Here is a 17,415-nt window from a genome sequence, read left to right on the forward strand (position 1 = left end):
CCAAGTGCCTGATACTGTTCGGCGGGCACCGAACGCCGTTCAGGGCAGTGTAAAGCCAACCGACAAATCGGGGTAGCTGGCGCCGACAAAGCACAGGCCATCGGGCGGCGCATTGATGCCCAGCGCGGCGCGGTCGCGTGCGGCCAGCGCTGCGGCCAGATCATCGCTGCTCCATTTGCCCTGGCCCACCAGCTTCAGGCAGCCGACCATCGATCGCACCTGGTGATGCAGGAAGGAACGGGCGGCGGCAAAGACCAGCAGCTCATCCCCCTCCCGCCGCACATCCAGCCGATCGAGCGTGCGCAGCGGCGAATTGGCCTGGCATTGGGCGGATCGGAAGGTGGTGAAATCATGCCGGCCCACCAGCCGTTGCGCGGCGGCGTGCATGGCATCGGCATCCAGCGGCGCCGGCACCCGCCAGGCCATCCCCGCCGCCAATGCCAACGGCGCGCGCCGGTTGATGATGCGATAGATGTAACGGCGCTGGATGCAATCAAAGCGCGCATGCCAGCCCGGCGCCTCGGCACACTCAAGGATGGACACCGGCTGTGGTTTCAGCCGGGCATTCAGCGCCTCCATCAGGCGGAAGGGCGTGAACGGCCGCTCGATCTCGACATGCGCCGGCATCGCGCTGCCGTGCACCCCGGCATCGGTGCGACCGGCGGCCACCACCTCGGTCTTTTCACCGCAGATGCTGAACAGCGCATCCTCGATGGCCTGCTGCACCGACCGGCCATGGCCCTGCCGCTGCCAGCCCTGGAACGGCCGGCCATCATATTCCACCGTCAGCCGGAAACGCATCACGCAACCTGCGTGCCCGCCGGCACCCGCCAGCCGTTGAGCAGCGCCTTGACCGGCATCGCCGGCTTGCCGGCGCGCTGCACCAGCGTTGGCCGCAGCGCGTCGGCAGCGGTGCCAATGAGCAGCCGGTCATCCAGCGTCACACCCGGTGCGGCGGCGGCCGGTTCCACTTCGGCGGCCAGGATCTTCACCCGCTCGCCCGCGATGGTCAGCCAGGCGCCCGGTGCCGGGTTGAAGGCGCGCACCCGCCGTTCGAGCTCGACCGCCGGCAGGGCGCAATCGAGATGGCTTTCCGCCTTGTCGATGCGGGTGGCGATGGTCACCCCGGCGTCGGGCTGCGGCACGGCGGCACGCGGCAGGGTCAGCACGTCCACCAGCAGCTCGGCCCCCATTGTGGCCAGTTCGGCAAACAGATCGCCGCTGGTCTTGCCCGCCACCGGCGTCTCGCGAACGGCCAGCATCGGCCCGGTATCAAGTCCTTCTTCCATCTGCATGATGGTCACGCCGGTCACGGCATCGCCAGCCAGGATCGCCCGCTGGATCGGCGCCGCCCCGCGCCAGCGCGGCAGGATGGAGCCGTGGATGTTGAGGCAGCCAAGGCGCGGCGCGGCCAGCACCGCCGGCGGCAGGATCAGGCCATAGGCCGCCACGGTCGCGACATCGACATCGCGCGCCACGTCCAGAAATTCCGCCACCGCAACGGGCTCGCGGAACGTGCGCGGGGTGAACACCGGGATGCCCAGTGCCTCGGCACGGGCGTGCACCGGGCTGTTCATCAACTGCTTGCCGCGCCCGGCCGGCTTGGGCGCGCGTGTGTAAACCGCCACGATCTCGTGCCCGGCCGCCTGCATTGCCTCAAGCGCCGGCACTGCAAAAAAAGGCGTGCCCATGTGGATGATCCGCATGAGCACGCGCTCTATCGGGTTATGCAGTCCGGGGGAAGGGCGCTCAGCGCCCCATCACCACCGTCACGGCGCGGCGGTTCTTGGCCCAGGCGGCTTCATCGCTGCCATCCACCGCCGGCCGTTCCTTGCCATAGGAAATGGTGGCGAGCCGGGCGACATCAATGCCTTGCGTGGCCAGGAAATTCTTGGCGCTGTTGGCGCGGCGGTCACCCAGGGCCAGGTTGTATTCGCGGGTGCCGCGCTCGTCGGTATGGCCTTCCAGCGTCACCCGCACAGCCGGGTTCTGGCGCAGCCACTGGGCATGGCGGGCCAGCACCGCCTTGGCCTCGGCATCCAGTTCATAGCTGTCATAGCCGAACAGCACCGTGTCGCTGCCGGTCTGGGCGCGCAGATCCTCCTGGCTGCCGGGGGCATAGGCCGGCTGCACCGGGGCGGCGGTTTCGGTAACCGGAATCGGATCGGCATTGGCCACCGGGGTCACCGGCTGGGCGGTTTCCGGCGGCTTTTCCAGCGCCACCGGCTGCTTGCCGGCGCAGGCGGCCAGGCCCAGCGCCAGTCCGGCGATCAGGGTGAAGCGGGGCAGGTTCGTCATGCTGGCTCCTTTCATTCGAAACATCATGGCAACAACGGCGACCAGGCCGGATCGGATGCATCCAGCGGTGTGGCAAGGCGCCGCTCGTTCAATCCGGAAATATCGACCGACCACAGGCCCGAACGGCCACCCCGGTCGCCCCTGGCAAACAGGATCACCCGGCCATTGGGCGACCAGGTCGGGCTTTCATCCTGATAACCGTTGGTGAGCAGCCGTTCACTGCTGCCATCGGGTCGCATCACACCAATGCCGAAGCGGCCGGCACCGATGCGGGTGAAGGCGATATAATCGCCGCGCGGGCTCCACGCCGGGCTGGCCGACCGGCCCTCGCCAAAGCTGATGCGGTGCTGGTTCGAACCATCGGCGTTCATCACATAAATCTGCTGGCTGCCGCCGCGATCGCTTTCAAACACGATCTGGCTGCCATCCGGGCTGTAACTGGGCGACGTGTCGATGCCGGCCCCGGTGGTCAGCCGCGTCGTCTGCTTGGTGGCGAGGTTGAAGCGATAGATATCGGCATTGCCGCCCACCGACATGGAAAACACCAGATTGTGCCCATCCGGCGAAAAGCGCGGCGCAAAGGTCATGGTGGCAAACTGGCCCACCGCCTCCTGCCGGCCGCTGCCCAGTGTATAAAGCCACACGCGCGGCCGGTTGTTTTCAAAACTCATGTAGGTGATGGTCTGCTGTTCCGGCGCGAAGCGCGGGGTGAGCACCAGATTCTGGCCGGAGGTGAGGAACCTGTGGCCGGCGCCATCCTGGTCCATGATTGCCAGCCGCTTGATCCGCTTGGTGCGCGGGCCGGTCTCGCTCACATAGACGATCCGGCTGTCGAAATAGCCGCTTTCGCCGGTCAACCGCGCATAGACGAGATCGGCGCATTTGTGCGCCGCCCGCCGCCAGCCCGCCGCGGTGGTGACAAAGCCCTGGCGGGCAATTTCGCTGCCGGCAAACACATCATAGGCATAACAGGCGAGCGTGATGCCGCCATCGGCATTGGCGGTCACCGTGCCGGTCACCAGCGCCTGCGCTGCCACCGTGCGCCAGGCCGGGAAATCCGGCTTCACCACCTCGTCCAGCCCCACCGCCGTTGTGTAGGCCGCCGGATCGATCGGCCGGAACAGGCCCGAGCTCTTCAGATCATTGGCGATCACCTGCGCCGCCCGCTCGCCCAGCGCCGTGGTGGTGCCGGCTTCGGTGTTGCCGCCATTGCCCGGTGCAAAGGCCGGCACCGCGATCGGCATCGGCTGCATCAGGCCGGCGTTGATGTCCACTCTGAGCGGCGTCTGCGCCAGCACGGCGGCCGGAAGAGACAGGGCAAGCATGAACGGAATCAGGCGCATGGCTTCAGTCTATCACCACGCCCGGCTGAACGGGAGATAAATGGCAGCGATTGACGGCATCGCCGCCGCCGGCCACGCTGTGGCCAACCAAGAAGAACAAGGGGGGATCATCATGCACAGCTGCGCCCGGTTGCTGGCAGTTTGGCTGGCCGGCAGCATCACATCGCCGGCCCTGGCGGCCGATCTGTTGATCCATGGCGGCCCCATTCTCACCATGGCGGGCGAGCGGCCACACCAAGTCGCCGCCGTGGTGGTGGAGGGCGGGCGCATCGCCTTTGCCGGTCCGCTTGGCCAGGCGCAGCAGCTGGCTGGCCCGACCACGCCCCGGCTTGATCTGAAGGGCCGCACCCTCATCCCCGGCCTGGTGGATGCCCACAGCCATTTCATGATGGCGGTCGATCTTGCCCGCCGCGTCAATGTCTCGGGCGCGCCGGTGGGCGATGTTGCCAGCATCGCCGGGCTGGTGGCGAAACTGGCCGCCGCCGAACCCGGCCTTGCGCTTGGGCCGGGCGAATGGCTGGTCGGCTGGGGCTATGATGTCAGCCTCTTGAGCGACCAGCGCGAACTCACCCGCCGCGATCTGGATGCCCGCTTTCCCGACCGGCCGGTGCTGATCATGCATGTCTCCAGCCACGGCGCCGTGCTCAACAGCGCCGGGCTCGCCGCGCTCGGCATCACGGCCGACACGCCGGCGCCCACAGGCGGCCTGATCCACCGCGAAGCCGATGGCCGTACCCCGAATGGCCAGATCTGGGAAAGTGCGCTGGCACTGGCCGGCCCGGCGCTGAAGCCGCCCGGACGCGCCGAGCGGCTGAAGAGCCTGGCGGCCGTGCAGGCACTCTATGCGAAAAATGGCTACACGCTGGCCAACGATGGTTTCACCCACATCGCCGATCTTGATCTGCTGCAGACCGCGGCGGGGCAGGGGCGGCTGATGCTCGACATCGTCGCGCTGCCCAGCTTTGTCGACTTGAAGCGTTGGCTGGGCAATCCGGGCTATGCGTTTGGCACATGGCACAACCGGCTGAAGCTGCAGGGCATCAAGATTGCCCAGGATGGCAGCCCCCAGGGCCGCACTGCTTATCTGTCAGAGCCTTTCCTCGTGCCCGGCCCCAATGGCGAGGCCGGCTGGCGCGCCCAGCCGATCCAGCCCTTTCCGGCCTTCCTCGCCACCGCCCGCGCGGCCACCAGCGCCGGCCTGCAATTGTTCATCCACGCCAACGGCGATGCCGCCATCGATGATGTGATCAAGGCGGTCGAAACCCTGGGATTGCCCGCCGATCACCGCAGCATCATCATCCACAGCCAGGTGCAACGCCCCGATCAACTGCCCCGCTACGCCGCGCTGGACATCACCCCAAGTTACTTCACCAATCACGCCTATTTCTGGGGCGATGTCCACCGCCGCCAACTGGGCGAAGCCCGCGCTGCCCACATTTCCCCCATCCGCAGCGCCCTCGCCCTCGGACTGCACGCCAGCAACCACAGCGATTTCATCGTCACGCCATTGGACCCGATGTTCATCCTGTGGACCAGCATGACCCGCACCACCCGCAGTGGCTTTGTTTTGGGGCCTGACCAGCGCCTCGACGCCTGGAACGGCCTGAAAGCCCTGACTATCAACCCGGCCTGGGCCTATCGCGAAGAGGGCAGGCGCGGCAGCATCGAGGTCGGCAAGCTGGCCGATTTCACCCTGCTGAGCGCCAACCCGTTGGTGACGCCGCCGGCACAAATCCGGGAGATAAAGGTGGTGGGGACGATGAAGGAAGGGCGGTTCCTGTGGGAGGCGGGGCGGTAGAAGAGGATGCCTCCGGCGGGCAGGGGCGAGGCCCCTGCACCCGTTGGTTTTCTGGCGGTCGGGTGGCGCGCAAGTCCGCTTTCGCCGCCAAGCCCGGCCATTCACGCCCCCATGCTGCCCCTCTGAAAACGGCCGTTGACGGGCGTGGTGCCAAGGCTACCATCTGAAGCCATGAGGGCACTACTACTCGCGGCGATGATTGTTTGCTCCGGGTGTTCAGACGTCTGCCGGAATACAGTGGTTTCGCGCAGCCCCTCGCCGAATGGCAAGCACGCCGCGGTGCTGTTCCAGCGTGATTGCGGAGCAACCACAGGTTTTTCCACTCAGATCTCTGTAGTGAAAGCCAGCGGCACTCCTTCCGGAGCCGGAAATGCATTCAATGCAGATGATGATCATGGTGCCGCGCGCGTCGGCAGTTGGCACGAGTCGTGGGCCGAAACGCGGTGGCTTTCAGAGGACCGTCTCCTCGTTCGGTACGCCGCGAAATCGCGAGTTTTTAGTCGAAACGAGCGAGTCTCGGATGTGAGCATCACCTATCAAGTGGTAGGCAGATAACGTCGATTACCAGTCCCAAGCGGACGGTCTCCAAACCACCAAAAACCGACACCAAGCCGTTTCCACGAGATCACCGTAAACCGGCAGGTTGCGGCCCTGTCCCACGCCACATGGACCACTCCAAAACAAATGGGTGCAGGGGCCTCGCCCCTGCCCGCCGGAGGCCTTCGTTACTTCTTCAGATATTTGTCAAACCACGCCAACGTCCGGGTCAGGGAATCCAGCTGGTTTTCGCGCTTGGCAAAGCCGTGGCCTTCCGCCGGGTAGAAGATGGTTTCCACCACATTGCCCTTGGCCTTCAGGATATCGGCCACTTCCTGGGCCTGGCCACGCGGCACCCGGATGTCGTTTTCGCCCTGCAGGCTGAGCAGCGGCACTTTGGCGGCCTTGATGTAGGTGAGCGGGGAGGAGGCTTCATAGACGCCCTTGAACTCGTCCGGCGCGCCGATCAGGCTGCGTTGATAGGCTTGCAGATAGGCGTCTTCATGTTCCCACATGGTGCGCCAGTTGATGATGCCGAACAATTGCACGGCCGCCGCGAAGGCGTCGGGCGCCTTGCCGATGGCCATCAGGGTCATGAACCCGCCGTAGGAGCCGCCGGTGATGCCGATGCGCTTGGGATCGACATAGCCGGTGGCGACCATGAAATCGCGGGCGGCGAGCACGTCTTTCAGATCGCCGCCGCCCAGATCCTTGCGGTTGGCTTCCTGGAACGCGCGGCCATAGCCGGTGGAGCCGCGGAAATTGGGCTGGATGACCATATAGCCATGGCTGGCAAACAGCGCGGCGTTGCGGGAGAAGCCGTCCTGGCTCTGGCCGGTGGGGCCGCCGTGGGGCAGCACAATGGCCGGGGCGCTGGCATCGCGCTTCAGATTGGCCGGCATGGTGAGCACGGCGCTGATCAGCGTGCCATCAAAGCTCTTGAAGGAGACGATTTCGGATTTGGGCAGGGCTTCCGGCGACACGCTGGCCAGCGCTGTCTGGGTGAGGGGGCGGGCGCTGCCGCTGGCCAGGTCGAAGCGGAACAGATCGGTGGGCGTATCGGCCCCGGCATGGATCAGCAGCAAGCTGCGGCCATCGGGGGCAAAGGCCTTGCCACTGGCGGCGTTGAGGCCGGGCGGCAGGGCCAGCGGGGTCTGCACCAGGCTGTCCACATCCACCAGCGCGAGGCTGGAGCGGCCATCGCGGTTGGTGCGCACCAGCATGGCCTTGCCGTGCATGGCCACGGCCGCTTCCTCCCACGGCGTCGCCGGCAGCCAGCGCACGCTGCCCGACGCGGCATCAAGCACACCGGCATGATCCTGGCCGCTGCCCTCGTCGCTGGTGATGGCGATGCGGCTGCCATCGGCGCTGGCGCCGGCAGCCGAATAGACCACGCCCTTGCGGCCGATCAGCTGCTTGGCGGCGCCCGTGGCGACATCGATGCGCCACACCGATCCTTCGGCGCCCGCCGTCTGGCTGCGGTTGGCGATCAGGGCCTTGCCGCCATCAACAAAGGCGACGGCCTGCCAGTTGAAGCTCGGGTCCGCCTCATCGGTGAGCAGGCGCAGCTTTCCCGCTTCGATGATGGCGATATTGGTCTGCGCCGCGCCGCGCTTCTTGTGAGCTAACACCAGCGCATCGCCGGTGGGCGCGGGCAGGGCATCGCCTTCGGCCACATCGGGGGTGGCAGTGATCTGTTCCACCGGTCCGCCGGCGGTCGGCACGCGATAAATGTCGCCATATTCATCGCCGCCCTTGTCCTGATCGAAATAGAGCCACTTGCCGTCGGCCGAAACGGCCAGGCCATATTGGCCATCGTCCGATACGGTCATCTGCACCGGCCAGCTGCCGCCGGCGGCCATGCGCCAGACGTTGGGCCGGCCAGTAAGATTGGTGGTGACAAAGATCTGCTGCCCGTCCGCGCTCCACACCGGGCCGCCCAGCGACCGGCTGAAGGCGAGATCGGCAACGCTGAGCGGCCGGGCCAGCGGATTGGCGGGGGAGGTGAGGCTGGCCGGATCGGTGACCGGGCGGTCGGGGGTGGGCACCGGCTTTGGTGCCGCCAGCGCCGTGGTCGCAGCGAGCATCACGCCCAGGCTCAACATGGCTTTCATGATCATCCCCCCGGTTGGTCAGGTCATCTCTTCCGGATCAAAATTGATCTCGACCGATTGCCACAGTTCATACAGGTCTGGCGGCAATTTCAAGGGCTGGCAGCGCAGCACGGCACGTCGGGCGGTTTCGGCAAAGGCGCGGGCATAGTCGGCGTTGGCGGCGGTCATGCCGGTTGGCGTGCCGGCCACCGGCAGGCCGATCACCCGGCCATCACGGCCATATTGTACGCTCACCACCACGGTCATGCGCCGCACGTCGCGACCGCCCACCGGCGGATTCCAGCACGGCGCGACCTGGGCGCGGATCGATTGGGCCAGGGTGGCGGCGGCGCGTGGATCGATGGCGGCCTTCGCTGGCGCGGCGGCGTTGATGTCCTTGGCCAGTTTCGAGGTGTCGAGCGTCTTTTTCGGCGCCTTGGGCAGGCTCTTGTCAATGAGACTGGCAAGGCTGGAGGTGTCGAGCGCCGATGGCGGGGCCTTGGTGGGTGTGGATTTGGGCTTCTGCTCCGGCTTGGGCTTCACCGGCTCGGGCGGCGGCACGGCATCGGCCTTCACCGGTTCGGGCGCAGGTGCAGGTTCGGCTTCGGCCGGTGCAGCGGCCGCCTCCTGCGGGGCGGCAGCGATGGACGGCTGCGGCGGCTCCGGCACACGAGGCGCATCGGCGATGGTCACCAGTTCCACCGCGACCGCATCATCGGGGCTGGGCATCAGCTGCATCTGCCTCTGCCAGGCCAGGCTCAGGATCGCCAGCAGCGCGGCATGCGCCACCAGCGCCGCACCGATGCTGATGCCTTCCTGCCGGGTCATTGCGCGCTGCCAGGCCCCGGTGCCGGCGCGCCATCGGTGACCAGCGCGACCTTCCTGAAGCCGGCGCTGTTCACCTCGCCCACCACCGCCATCACCCGGCCATAATCGAGCCGGCGATCGGCGCGCACATAGACGCGGGCTTCATCGCTGCGGGCCTGGCGCAGGGCCGACAATTTGGCGGGCAGGGCGGCCGAAGCCACGCCAAGCCGGTCGACAAAAATCTCGCCGCGGTCATTGAGGCTGATCTGGATCGGCGTGTTGTCCTGCGGCAGGCTCTGGGCGCGGGCGTCGGGTAGATCAACCGGCACGCCGGCGACCAGCAGCGGCGCTGTCACCATGAAGATGATCAGCAGCACCAGCATCACGTCCACCAGCGGCGTCACGTTGATCTCGGCCATCGGCTGGCGCCGGCTGCCGCGCTTCAGGCCGGGGCTGCCCATGCCCATCAGTTGCGCTCCAGCCCGTCGATCTGGCGCGACAGCAGGTTCAGATATTCCTCGGCAAAGGCGCCCAGCCGCGCCTCCAGCCGGTTCACACGGTGCAGCAACCGGTTGTATCCGATCACCGCCGGGATGGCGGCAAACAGGCCGATGGCGGTGGCAAACAGGGCTTCGGCAATGCCCGGCGCCACCACGGCGAGCGCGGTGTTCTGGCTGGCGGCAATGCCGGTGAAGGCGCGCATGATGCCCCAGACCGTGCCGAACAGGCCGACGAAGGGCGCCACCGATCCGATGGTGGCCAGCGCGTTCAGCCGGTCTGACAATTCGTCGATGTCGCGGCCGATGGAGACATTGATGGCGCTGGCCAGGCGGGCGCGCAGGCCGTCGCGGTCGATGCGGCCACCCTTGGCGGCCAGGCTGCGCCGCCATTCGTTCAGGCCGGCGATGAAGGCCCGGGCTGAAGGATGGTTGGCGCGGCTGGCGGGTTCGTAAAGCGCGTCGAGATTGTCGGCCTTCCAGAACCAGTCTTCAAACTGGGCGGCCTCGCGGTTGAGGCGGGACAGGCGGCGAGAGCGTTCGAGGATGATGGCCCAGCTCCACACGCTGGCCAGCAGCAGGCCCAGCATCACGGCCTTCACGACCACATCGGCCTGCAGGAACAGGGCGAAGGGCGACAGATCGGCAGCGGTTTTGAGGGCGATATCAGTGTCCATCAGGCGTCCTGGGGCATGAGCAGGTTGAACCGGGCGATCCATTCGGCCGGCTGGCGGCGCGGCCGGCCGGCGGGATCGAGAAAGGCGGCGGTGAGTGTGGCTTCGGTGAGCGTTTCGCTGTCCCGAAGGATGCGCTGGGCGATGCGGCAGGCGGCAGCCCGTACGCCGAGCAGGCGGGTTTCGATGCTGAGCACATCATCCAGCCGCGCCGGGCGCAGCCATTTGATCTGCATTTCGGTGACGGCATAGGCGCCCAGCCCGGCCTTCACCGCCGCGCCGTGATCAATGCCGCCAACCCGCAGATATTCGGTGCGGCCACGCTCCATGAAATGCAGATATTTGGCGTGATACATGATGCCCGCCGTGTCGGTATCCTCGAAATAGACGCGGGCCATCAGACGGTGGATGCCGCCATCGAGCGCGCCGGAGGAGGGCTGGGGGATCATGGCCATCAGATAGGGGGGCAGGGGAGAGAAGCGCAACGAAAAAGGCGCCGATGGCAGTGCCACCGGCGCCCTTTCGGCAGGCTGAACGGCGCCGGATTATTCCGGACGCGCGTCGCGCTTTTCCACGATGCGGGCGCTCTTGCCGCTGCGGCCACGCAGATAATAGAGCTTGGCGCGGCGGACGACACCACGGCGCACCACTTCGATGCTCTCGATGCTCGGGCTGTACAGCGGGAACACGCGCTCCACGCCTTCGCCGAACGAAATCTTGCGAACGGTGAACGAGCTGCCAATGCCCTTGTTCGAACGGGCAATGCACACGCCTTCATAATTCTGGACGCGGGTGCGCTCGCCTTCAACCACCTTCACGCCGACGCGCAGCGTGTCGCCAGCGCGGAATTCGGGGATCTTGCGGGTTTCGGTCAGCTTGGCAATCTGTTCGGCTTCGATCTGCTGGATGAGATTCATCTCATTCCTCTTTCTTCTGTTGTCGCGCGCCAGAGGGCGGTTGGACCCGACCATCCCCATGATGGTCCCACAAGTCCGGCCGCCGTGACCGTGTGTCCGCTTCGGACTGCGCGCGCCGCCAGCGGGCGACGCGTGCATGATCCCCCGATCGCAACACTTCGGGGATCGCAAGGCCCTCCCATTCGGGTGGCCTTGTATAGTGCGGATGTTCCAGAAGGCCGCTTTCGTGGCTTTCCTCGACCCCGCTTGAAGCCGCGCCCATTACACCGGGCAACAGACGGACGCAAGCATCCATCACCACCAGCGCCGCCATCTCGCCGCCCGACAGCACATAGTCGCCAATCGACACTTCCTCGATGGCGCGGCGCTGGAAAATCCGCTCGTCAAAGCCTTCGAAGCGGCCGCACAGGATGATGGCGCCGGGGCTTGTCGCCAACGCCCTGACACGGCCTTGCGTGAGGGGCCGGCCGCGGGGTGTCATCGCCAGCACCGGCCGGCCATCGGCCACGCTGTCCAGCGCAGCGGCCACCACATCGGCCTTCAGCACCATGCCCGGCCCGCCGCCAGCCGGCGTGTCGTCCACCGTGCGGTGCCGATCGGCGGCGAAATCGCGGATGTTGACGGCGTTCAAGGCCCAGGTGCCGTCAGCCAGCGCCCGGCCGGCGAGGCTGTGGCCCAATGGCCCGGGAAACATGTCGGGATAAAGAGTGAGGATCGTCGCGCGCCAGCTCATGGCTGCATCCAGTCTTCCACCATCAGGCCGGGCACATCGGCGAAATCGGCGAGATTGGCGGTGATCACCGTCAACCCCAGCGACAAAGCATGGGCGGCGATCAGCCGGTCATAGCTGGCCCGGCGGAAGGGCTGGGTGGCATAGGCGCGCGCGGCGGCCTCGTCGAACGGGATGACTTCGATCACCGACAACAGGCGTCGCAGCACCTCCACCTCGGCCGTCCGCAAGCCGATCAGCATCTCGCCCAGGCAGATGCTGGATGTCACCACCGATCCTGCCGGGCACTGGCTCAGCCGCCGCAGCGCGTGCGGCGCATTGCCCTGCAAGAGGTAGATGCCAACGTTGCTGTCCAGCAACCACTGCCGGCGCGTCATCCCTGGGTCTTTGCGGCCCGTTCGGCCGCTTCGCGCGCCATCCGTTCCGATGGTCGCTCGTCAAAACTGCGGTCCGTGATCGGCTTGATGCCGGGGCAGGCCCCGTAAATGCCATCCAGGTTGATCAGCGGCACCTCGGCCGGCACTGGCTCGATCACCCAGCGGCCGGCCTCCTCGCGCACCTCGACCAGCGTGCCGGGCGGCGGCGCAAAGCTGGCCGGCAGCCGCACGGCAGCGCTGTTGCCGGATTTGAAGATCTTGGTGCGGGGCATGGTGGCGCAGCCTTTGGATATACAGCGCGTATATACTAGGCGAGCCAGACGCGGTCAATGACGAGGGCGTCATCGGTTTCGGTCACCACATCGGCGACGAAGGGCACCATCACGCTGCCGCCGGCATCGCGGCTGATGTCCAAAATCTCCGAAGCGCCGAAATTCTCGACCGATTTCACCGTGCCAACCGGCGCACCGGTTTCGTCCAGCACGCGGCGGCCGATATAATCGGCGACATAATATTCGCCTTCGGCCAGCGGTGGCAGCGCCGCGCGCGGGATCGCCAACTGCAGCCCGCGCAGGGCCTCGGCGGCGTTGCGATCGGTGATGCCGTCCAGCCTGGCGATGGCCATGCCCGGCTTGTCCGGCCGCACGGTCTGAACGGCAATCACCCGCCCGCCCACATCAAAGCGGGCGTGGCGGGTGATATTGTCGAGGGCATCGGTGAACAGCTTCAGCCGCACCTCGCCCTTGATGCCATGGGCGCCGGCAATGGCGGCCAGCACGATCGTGGGTGCCGCCATCGCCATTGCTCCTTATTCGGCGGTTTCGCCTTCGGCAGCGTCGGCAGCCGGGGCTTCTTCGGCCGGGGCAGCAGCGGCAGCGGCGGCTTCGGCGGCGGCCGCAGCGGCGGCTTCAGCAGCTTCGGCTTCCTTCTGGGCGGCCAGTTCGGCGCGTTCCTTGGCCTTGGCGCCCGGTTCGGCCTTCTTCGGGTTGTTCTTGGCGGCGCGGGTGCGCAGGCCAGCGGCGTCCAGGAAGCGGGCGACGCGGTCGGTCGGCTGCGCGCCAACGCCCAGCCAATAGGCCGCGCGCTCGCCATCCAGCGTCACGCGGTTGGCGTCGTCACGCGGCAGCAGCGGGTTGTAGGTGCCGATCTTTTCCAGGAACTTGCCGTCACGCGGAGCGCGGGTGTCGGCCACGACGATGCGATAGAAGGGGCGCTTCTTCATGCCGCCACGGGCCAGACGAATTGCAATAGCCATTTGATCTTCTTCCTTCCAGTAATCCGATTGAAATCAGGGTTTTGCGATTATTTCCTGCCGAACTTGTTGAAGCCGGGTGGCAGATTTCCCATGCCGGGGCGACCGAACATCCGGCCCAGCGCCCCCATGTCGATAGCCCCGCCGGGGTCACCGCCCGGCGCGCCGCCTTCCGGCCCGGGTGCACCGCCCATGCCCGAAAGCATCTTCATCATGCCCTTGATGCCGCCCATCTTCTTCAGGCGCTTCATGGCATTGGCCATTTCCTGGTGCATCTTCAGCACCTTGTTCACATCCTGCACCGTGGTGCCGGAACCGTTGGCGATGCGGATCTTGCGCTTGGCGGTGAGGATCTCCGGCTTGGCGCGTTCCTTCGCCGTCATCGACAGGATGATCGCTTCCATCCGGTCGAGCAGCTTGGGGTTGATGGCGCCGCTGTCCATCGCCTTCTTGGCGGCGCCCATGCCCGGCATCATCGCCGCCAGGCCCGAAAGCCCGCCCATCTTCTTCATCTGGCCCAGTTGCTGGCGCAGATCGTCCATGTCGAACTGGCCCTTGGCCAGCTTCTCCGCCATCTTCTCGGCCTGTTCGGCTTCGAAATTGGCAGCGGCCTTTTCCACCAGGCCAACAATGTCGCCCATGCCCAGGATGCGGCCGGCAACGCGATTGGCATCAAAGGCTTCCAGCGCGTCCAGCTTTTCGCCGGTGCCGGCAAAACGGATCGGCGTGCCGGTGACGCTGCGCATCGACAGGGCCGCACCGCCGCGGGCATCACCGTCCATCCGGGTCAGGATCACGCCGGTCAGGGCCACGCGCGCCTTGAAGGCAGCGGCGACATTCACCGCGTCCTGGCCGGTCAGGCTGTCGACCACCAGCAGGATTTCATCGGGGTTGGTGGCGCCGGCAATCGCGGCCATTTCGGCCATCAACGCCTCGTCCACGCCCAAGCGGCCAGCGGTGTCGAGCAGCACCACATCAAAGCCCTGCAGGCGGGCCGACTGGCGGGCGCGCTCGGCAATCTGCACCGGCGTCTGGCCGGGGATGATGGGCAGGGTGGCAATCTCGGTCTGTTCGCCCAGCACACGCAGCTGTTCCTGGGCGGCGGGGCGGGCCACGTCCAGGCTGGCCATCAGCACCTTCTTGCGTTCCCGCGTGCCCAGCCAGCTGGCCAGCTTGGCGGTGCTGGTCGTCTTGCCCGAACCCTGCAGGCCGACCATCATGATCACCGCCGGCGGGGTGACATTGATCTTCAGCGGCGGCACATCCTCGCCGCCCGACAGCAGCTCCACCAGGCAATCATTGACGATCTTGACGACCTGTTGGCCCGGCGTGACCGACTTGATCACCTCGGCGCCGATGGCGCGCTGGGTGGCGGCCTCGATGAAATCCTTCACCACGGGCAGGGCAACGTCAGCCTCAAGCAGCGCCACGCGCACTTCGCGCATGGCGGCGCGCACGTCGATCTCGGTCAACGCACCGCGCCCGCGCAAGCGGTCGAATATGCCGCCAAGCCGCTCGGAAAGACTGTCGAACAAGGGCCGAGGCCTCCTGTGGTGGGTGATATGCCTCCAAACAGAAACGCGCCGGCGGGCGAAAACTCGCTGGCCGGCGTGCATCCTCGGACGCATGAGCCCTGCCATGGGCTCGGGGCTGCCATAGGCGCTCGGGCTGGCAGCGTCAAGCGGCAGCGGCGCGACGCGCTGACCGCCGGTTTGCCATTGCAAGTTTCATCATGCTACACCCTCCGCGCACGCCAATGTCTGATCTCTTGCCAATCCCCGCTCCCGTTCAGCGCCGCTGGCGCACACGCTTGCGTGAATGGCTGGGGCCTGCCCTGCCGGCCCATCTCAAACGCGAATTCACGCAGGAACTTGGCAAATATTTCCTGCCGTTCCTGGTGGGCGGCAGTGTGGCGGCCTCACTTGGCCTTGCCGTCTCCTTTCATTTTGGCAGTTCATTGGCGATCGCGCTGGCAATTCTTGCCGTGAACGGTTTCCTGCTGGTGGTGCTGGCGTGCTGGAATGCCCGCTTGCCGCTTGCCGACGATCAGGTCGACGCGATCGAGAACCGCTATACCATGGGTGTGCTGCTGGCCTCTGCCGGGTTGGGCGGCATGGTGCTGGCGGTGTTTGCCGCCAATGCGCCGATGGTGCTGCAGGCCCTTTTGGTGATGGTGGCGCTGGCGGCGCTTGGGGTGGGCAATGGCAGCGGTCCCGGCCGGCCGCTGGCCACCTTGTGCCAATCGGTGGCGCTGGGCGTGCCCACGGCGCTGGCCACCTTGCTTTACTGGCCATCGCCGTGGAACCTCAACAGCTTCATCGGCATTGCCGTCTATGCGCTGGCCTGTGTGGTGTTGTCGTTGCGTTCCTATGCCACCCAATCACAGCTGCTGATCACGCGTGACGAGCAGCGCAACGAACGGCTGCGCATCAACACCGCCCTGCAGCATCTGAACCAGCCGATGGTGCTGCTCGACGATGATCTGTCGATCGTGCTGATCAACCAGAGCGCCCGCACCCTGCTGGGTCTGCCGGCCGATGATGCGACGCCGCTGCCCGCATTTCCCGAAATGATGGCGACCGCTCCGGCGCTTGCCAGGGCCTCGGGGGATCGCGACGAGTTTCTGTCCCACGCCGCGCTGCTGGTGGCCGCCCGCCAGCCGTTCACTGGCGTGCTGCGCCTGAACGATGATCGCACCATGGATCTGGAATGCATTCCGGTGCCGGGTGCCGGCTGGGTGGCGATGTTGCGGGACACCACCACCGAGCGCAACGCCATCGCCGAGCTGAACCGCGAGTTGCGCCGTTGCCCGCTGACCGGCCTGCCCAACAAGCGGGCCTTTGGCGAGGAGCTGGAACGCCGGCTGGCGCGGGATGACCGGTTGAGCCTGCTGCTGATCGATCTGGATGGTTTCAAGCTGGTCAACGAGCGTCATGGCCAGACCGTGGGTGACCGCATGATCACCCGCATCGGTTTCCGCCTGCGCACCGCCGATCCCAATCTGGTGGTGGCGCGGCTGCCGGGCGACAAGTTTGCCGTGATCCTGCCGGGCGCCAGCGCGGATCAGGCGATCAGCCTGGCCCGGTCGCTGATTGAAACCATCGACACGCCGGCGCGCTTTGGCGATGCCGAAGTGTCGGTGGGGGCGGCCGTGGGCATCGCCATTGCACCCGATCACGCCATGCTGGCCGAAGCCCTGCAGCGGGCCGCCGATCTCGCCCTGCGCGATGCCAAATCCGAACCCGGCAACCAGATCAGGCTGTATCATGCCGCCCTGTCGGATGATGCGGCCCAGATGGCCAAGCGCGAAGCGCAGGTGCGCGCCGTCATCCGCAACAACCAGGTTGATGTGGCCTATCAGCCGATGCTCGACCTGGTGTCAGGCCGGGTGGTGGCAGTGGAGGCGCTGGTGCGCATGCCGGCCGGCACCATCCATCCCGACACGCCGATCGATTCCAACCACATGGTCGCCATTGCCGAAGCGCGCGGCCTGATCAGCCAGCTGCGTCGCCAGGTGTTCCGCCAGGCGGCGGCCACGGTCGCGGCGCTGCCCAGCAGCATCGGCCTGCGGGTGAATGTGTCGGTCAATGATTTGAAATCGCCCGATGTGGTGGACGAGATCCTGGCCGATACCGCGTCCGCCGGCATCGACCATCAGCGGATCGCCATCGAAATCACCGAATCCGCGCTGATGACCGATGAAGCCGCCTCGCTGGCCAATCTGCAGCGGCTGGTGGCGATGGGTTCGGGCGTGGCGATGGATGATTTCGGCTCCGGCTTCTCGTCTCTGGAACGGCTGGGCCGGCTGCCGATCAATGCGGTCAAGATTTCGGGCAGCCTGCTCACCGGTGCCACCGCCAATCCCGTTTCGGCCAGCATTTTCCGCGCGGCCGCCAGCCTGGGCCAATCGCTGGGCGTGCTGCTGGTGGCCGAAGGGATGGAAACGCCGGCGGAACTGGAACTGGCGCGGGCCGCCGGCATTTCCCGGGCGCAGGGGTTCCTGTTGTCCCAGCCAGTGCCGGCATCCGGGCTGCGGGCGGCAATCAACGCCGCCGAAGCCGCCGCTGCCACCCTGGCCCGCGCCGCCTGAGG

General features: G+C 66.6%; 18 protein-coding genes. 2 read left to right on the plus strand and 16 right to left on the minus strand.

What is annotated here, in order from left to right; all coding sequences use genetic code 11:
* Positions 1–39 precede the first annotated feature (39 nt).
* Genes truA through tolB form a run of 4 tightly spaced genes read right to left on the minus strand, consistent with a single transcriptional unit; the run spans position 40 to position 3,623 of the window.
* Entirely contained in the window at positions 40–804 is a 765-nt protein-coding gene (truA, locus tag CHU93_RS09475) for a tRNA pseudouridine(38-40) synthase TruA (RefSeq protein ID WP_094473838.1), read from the minus strand.
* Positions 801–1,706: a methionyl-tRNA formyltransferase gene (gene fmt, locus CHU93_RS09480; protein ID WP_094473839.1), complete on the minus strand. Its 906-nt coding sequence runs from the start codon at positions 1,704–1,706 to the stop codon at positions 801–803. Before fmt ends, truA begins: the two co-directional genes overlap by 4 nt.
* A gap of 43 nt (positions 1,707–1,749) precedes the next feature.
* Complete coding sequence (gene pal / locus CHU93_RS09485; protein ID WP_094473840.1) at positions 1,750–2,298, minus strand: peptidoglycan-associated lipoprotein Pal; 549 nt, start codon at positions 2,296–2,298, stop codon at positions 1,750–1,752.
* Between the two features lie 23 nt (positions 2,299–2,321).
* Complete coding sequence (gene tolB, locus CHU93_RS09490) at positions 2,322–3,623, minus strand: Tol-Pal system beta propeller repeat protein TolB (RefSeq protein WP_243375499.1); 1,302 nt, start codon at positions 3,621–3,623, stop codon at positions 2,322–2,324.
* Positions 3,624–3,681: 58 nt separating this feature from the next.
* On the opposite strand from tolB, the gene CHU93_RS09495 reads away from it, so the two are divergent.
* The gene (locus CHU93_RS09495) at positions 3,682–5,439 is read left to right on the plus strand and encodes an amidohydrolase (RefSeq protein ID WP_094473842.1); all 1,758 of its coding nucleotides are present in this window, start codon (positions 3,682–3,684) and stop codon (positions 5,437–5,439) included.
* A 725-nt stretch (positions 5,440–6,164) separates the two neighbouring features.
* Here CHU93_RS09495 and CHU93_RS09500 read toward each other — a convergent pair.
* The 12 genes from CHU93_RS09500 to ffh all read right to left on the minus strand — a co-directional run bounded on the left by CHU93_RS09500 (position 6,165) and on the right by ffh (position 14,858).
* A complete protein-coding gene (locus tag CHU93_RS09500) occupies positions 6,165–8,096 on the minus strand; it encodes an alpha/beta hydrolase family protein (protein WP_094473843.1) in 1,932 nt (643 codons plus the stop codon).
* 12 nt (positions 8,097–8,108) lie between these two features.
* Positions 8,109–8,897, minus strand: a complete 789-nt coding sequence (locus CHU93_RS09505) for a hypothetical protein (protein ID WP_094473844.1) — start codon at positions 8,895–8,897, stop codon at positions 8,109–8,111.
* Complete coding sequence (gene tolR / locus CHU93_RS09510) at positions 8,894–9,343, minus strand: protein TolR (RefSeq protein ID WP_094473845.1); 450 nt, start codon at positions 9,341–9,343, stop codon at positions 8,894–8,896. Before tolR ends, CHU93_RS09505 begins: the two co-directional genes overlap by 4 nt.
* Positions 9,343–10,050 carry a protein TolQ gene (gene tolQ, locus CHU93_RS09515; protein WP_094473846.1) on the minus strand — a complete coding sequence of 236 codons (708 nt, stop codon included), beginning with the start codon at positions 10,048–10,050 and terminating at the stop codon, positions 9,343–9,345. Before tolQ ends, tolR begins: the two co-directional genes overlap by 1 nt.
* A complete protein-coding gene (locus tag CHU93_RS09520) occupies positions 10,050–10,502 on the minus strand; it encodes a YbgC/FadM family acyl-CoA thioesterase (protein ID WP_243375489.1) in 453 nt (150 codons plus the stop codon). The genes tolQ and CHU93_RS09520 overlap by 1 nt, the downstream gene beginning before the upstream one ends.
* A 90-nt stretch (positions 10,503–10,592) precedes the next feature.
* Positions 10,593–10,964, minus strand: coding sequence for a 50S ribosomal protein L19 (gene rplS, locus CHU93_RS09525; protein ID WP_086117968.1), 372 nt, complete (start codon positions 10,962–10,964; stop codon positions 10,593–10,595).
* Between the two features lies 1 nt (position 10,965).
* Complete coding sequence (trmD, locus tag CHU93_RS09530) at positions 10,966–11,697, minus strand: tRNA (guanosine(37)-N1)-methyltransferase TrmD (RefSeq protein WP_094473847.1); 732 nt, start codon at positions 11,695–11,697, stop codon at positions 10,966–10,968.
* Entirely contained in the window at positions 11,694–12,071 is a 378-nt protein-coding gene (locus CHU93_RS09535; RefSeq protein WP_094473848.1) for a type II toxin-antitoxin system VapC family toxin, read from the minus strand. The genes trmD and CHU93_RS09535 overlap by 4 nt, the downstream gene beginning before the upstream one ends.
* A complete protein-coding gene (locus tag CHU93_RS09540) occupies positions 12,068–12,343 on the minus strand; it encodes an antitoxin (RefSeq protein WP_207759260.1) in 276 nt (91 codons plus the stop codon). The genes CHU93_RS09535 and CHU93_RS09540 overlap by 4 nt, the downstream gene beginning before the upstream one ends.
* Before the next feature lie 35 nt (positions 12,344–12,378).
* Positions 12,379–12,867, minus strand: a complete 489-nt coding sequence (gene rimM, locus CHU93_RS09545) for a ribosome maturation factor RimM (RefSeq protein WP_243375492.1) — start codon at positions 12,865–12,867, stop codon at positions 12,379–12,381.
* A gap of 12 nt (positions 12,868–12,879) precedes the next feature.
* Entirely contained in the window at positions 12,880–13,326 is a 447-nt protein-coding gene (gene rpsP, locus CHU93_RS09550) for a 30S ribosomal protein S16 (RefSeq protein ID WP_086117964.1), read from the minus strand.
* A 47-nt stretch (positions 13,327–13,373) separates the two neighbouring features.
* Positions 13,374–14,858 carry a signal recognition particle protein gene (ffh, locus tag CHU93_RS09555; RefSeq protein ID WP_094473850.1) on the minus strand — a complete coding sequence of 495 codons (1,485 nt, stop codon included), beginning with the start codon at positions 14,856–14,858 and terminating at the stop codon, positions 13,374–13,376.
* A gap of 275 nt (positions 14,859–15,133) precedes the next feature.
* Between ffh and CHU93_RS09560 the strand changes: the two genes are divergently transcribed.
* The gene (locus tag CHU93_RS09560) at positions 15,134–17,413 is read left to right on the plus strand and encodes a putative bifunctional diguanylate cyclase/phosphodiesterase (RefSeq protein WP_165768680.1); all 2,280 of its coding nucleotides are present in this window, start codon (positions 15,134–15,136) and stop codon (positions 17,411–17,413) included.
* Positions 17,414–17,415: the final 2 nt, after the last annotated feature.

This window comes from Sandarakinorhabdus cyanobacteriorum, assembly GCF_002251755.1.
Classification (GTDB): Bacteria; Pseudomonadota; Alphaproteobacteria; order Sphingomonadales; family Sphingomonadaceae; genus Sandarakinorhabdus; species Sandarakinorhabdus cyanobacteriorum.

Coding starts and splice junctions, on each gene's coding strand:
- trmD (WP_094473847.1), bottom strand. CDS start 11,697: ATGAGCTGGCGCGCGACGATCCTCACTCTTTATCCCGACATGTTTCCC.
- tolB (WP_243375499.1), bottom strand. CDS start 3,623: ATGCTTGCCCTGTCTCTTCCGGCCGCCGTGCTGGCGCAGACGCCGCTC.
- tolQ (WP_094473846.1), bottom strand. CDS start 10,050: ATGGACACTGATATCGCCCTCAAAACCGCTGCCGATCTGTCGCCCTTC.
- CHU93_RS09495 (WP_094473842.1), top strand. CDS start 3,682: ATGGCAGCGATTGACGGCATCGCCGCCGCCGGCCACGCTGTGGCCAAC.
- rpsP (WP_086117964.1), bottom strand. CDS start 13,326: ATGGCTATTGCAATTCGTCTGGCCCGTGGCGGCATGAAGAAGCGCCCC.
- CHU93_RS09520 (WP_243375489.1), bottom strand. CDS start 10,502: ATGGCCATGATCCCCCAGCCCTCCTCCGGCGCGCTCGATGGCGGCATC.
- CHU93_RS09505 (WP_094473844.1), bottom strand. CDS start 8,897: ATGACCCGGCAGGAAGGCATCAGCATCGGTGCGGCGCTGGTGGCGCAT.
- CHU93_RS09535 (WP_094473848.1), bottom strand. CDS start 12,071: ATGACGCGCCGGCAGTGGTTGCTGGACAGCAACGTTGGCATCTACCTC.
- CHU93_RS09540 (WP_207759260.1), bottom strand. CDS start 12,343: ATGCCCCGCACCAAGATCTTCAAATCCGGCAACAGCGCTGCCGTGCGG.
- pal (WP_094473840.1), bottom strand. CDS start 2,298: ATGACGAACCTGCCCCGCTTCACCCTGATCGCCGGACTGGCGCTGGGC.
- fmt (WP_094473839.1), bottom strand. CDS start 1,706: ATGCGGATCATCCACATGGGCACGCCTTTTTTTGCAGTGCCGGCGCTT.
- rplS (WP_086117968.1), bottom strand. CDS start 10,964: ATGAATCTCATCCAGCAGATCGAAGCCGAACAGATTGCCAAGCTGACC.
- tolR (WP_094473845.1), bottom strand. CDS start 9,343: ATGGGCATGGGCAGCCCCGGCCTGAAGCGCGGCAGCCGGCGCCAGCCG.
- rimM (WP_243375492.1), bottom strand. CDS start 12,867: ATGGCGGCACCCACGATCGTGCTGGCCGCCATTGCCGGCGCCCATGGC.
- CHU93_RS09500 (WP_094473843.1), bottom strand. CDS start 8,096: ATGATCATGAAAGCCATGTTGAGCCTGGGCGTGATGCTCGCTGCGACC.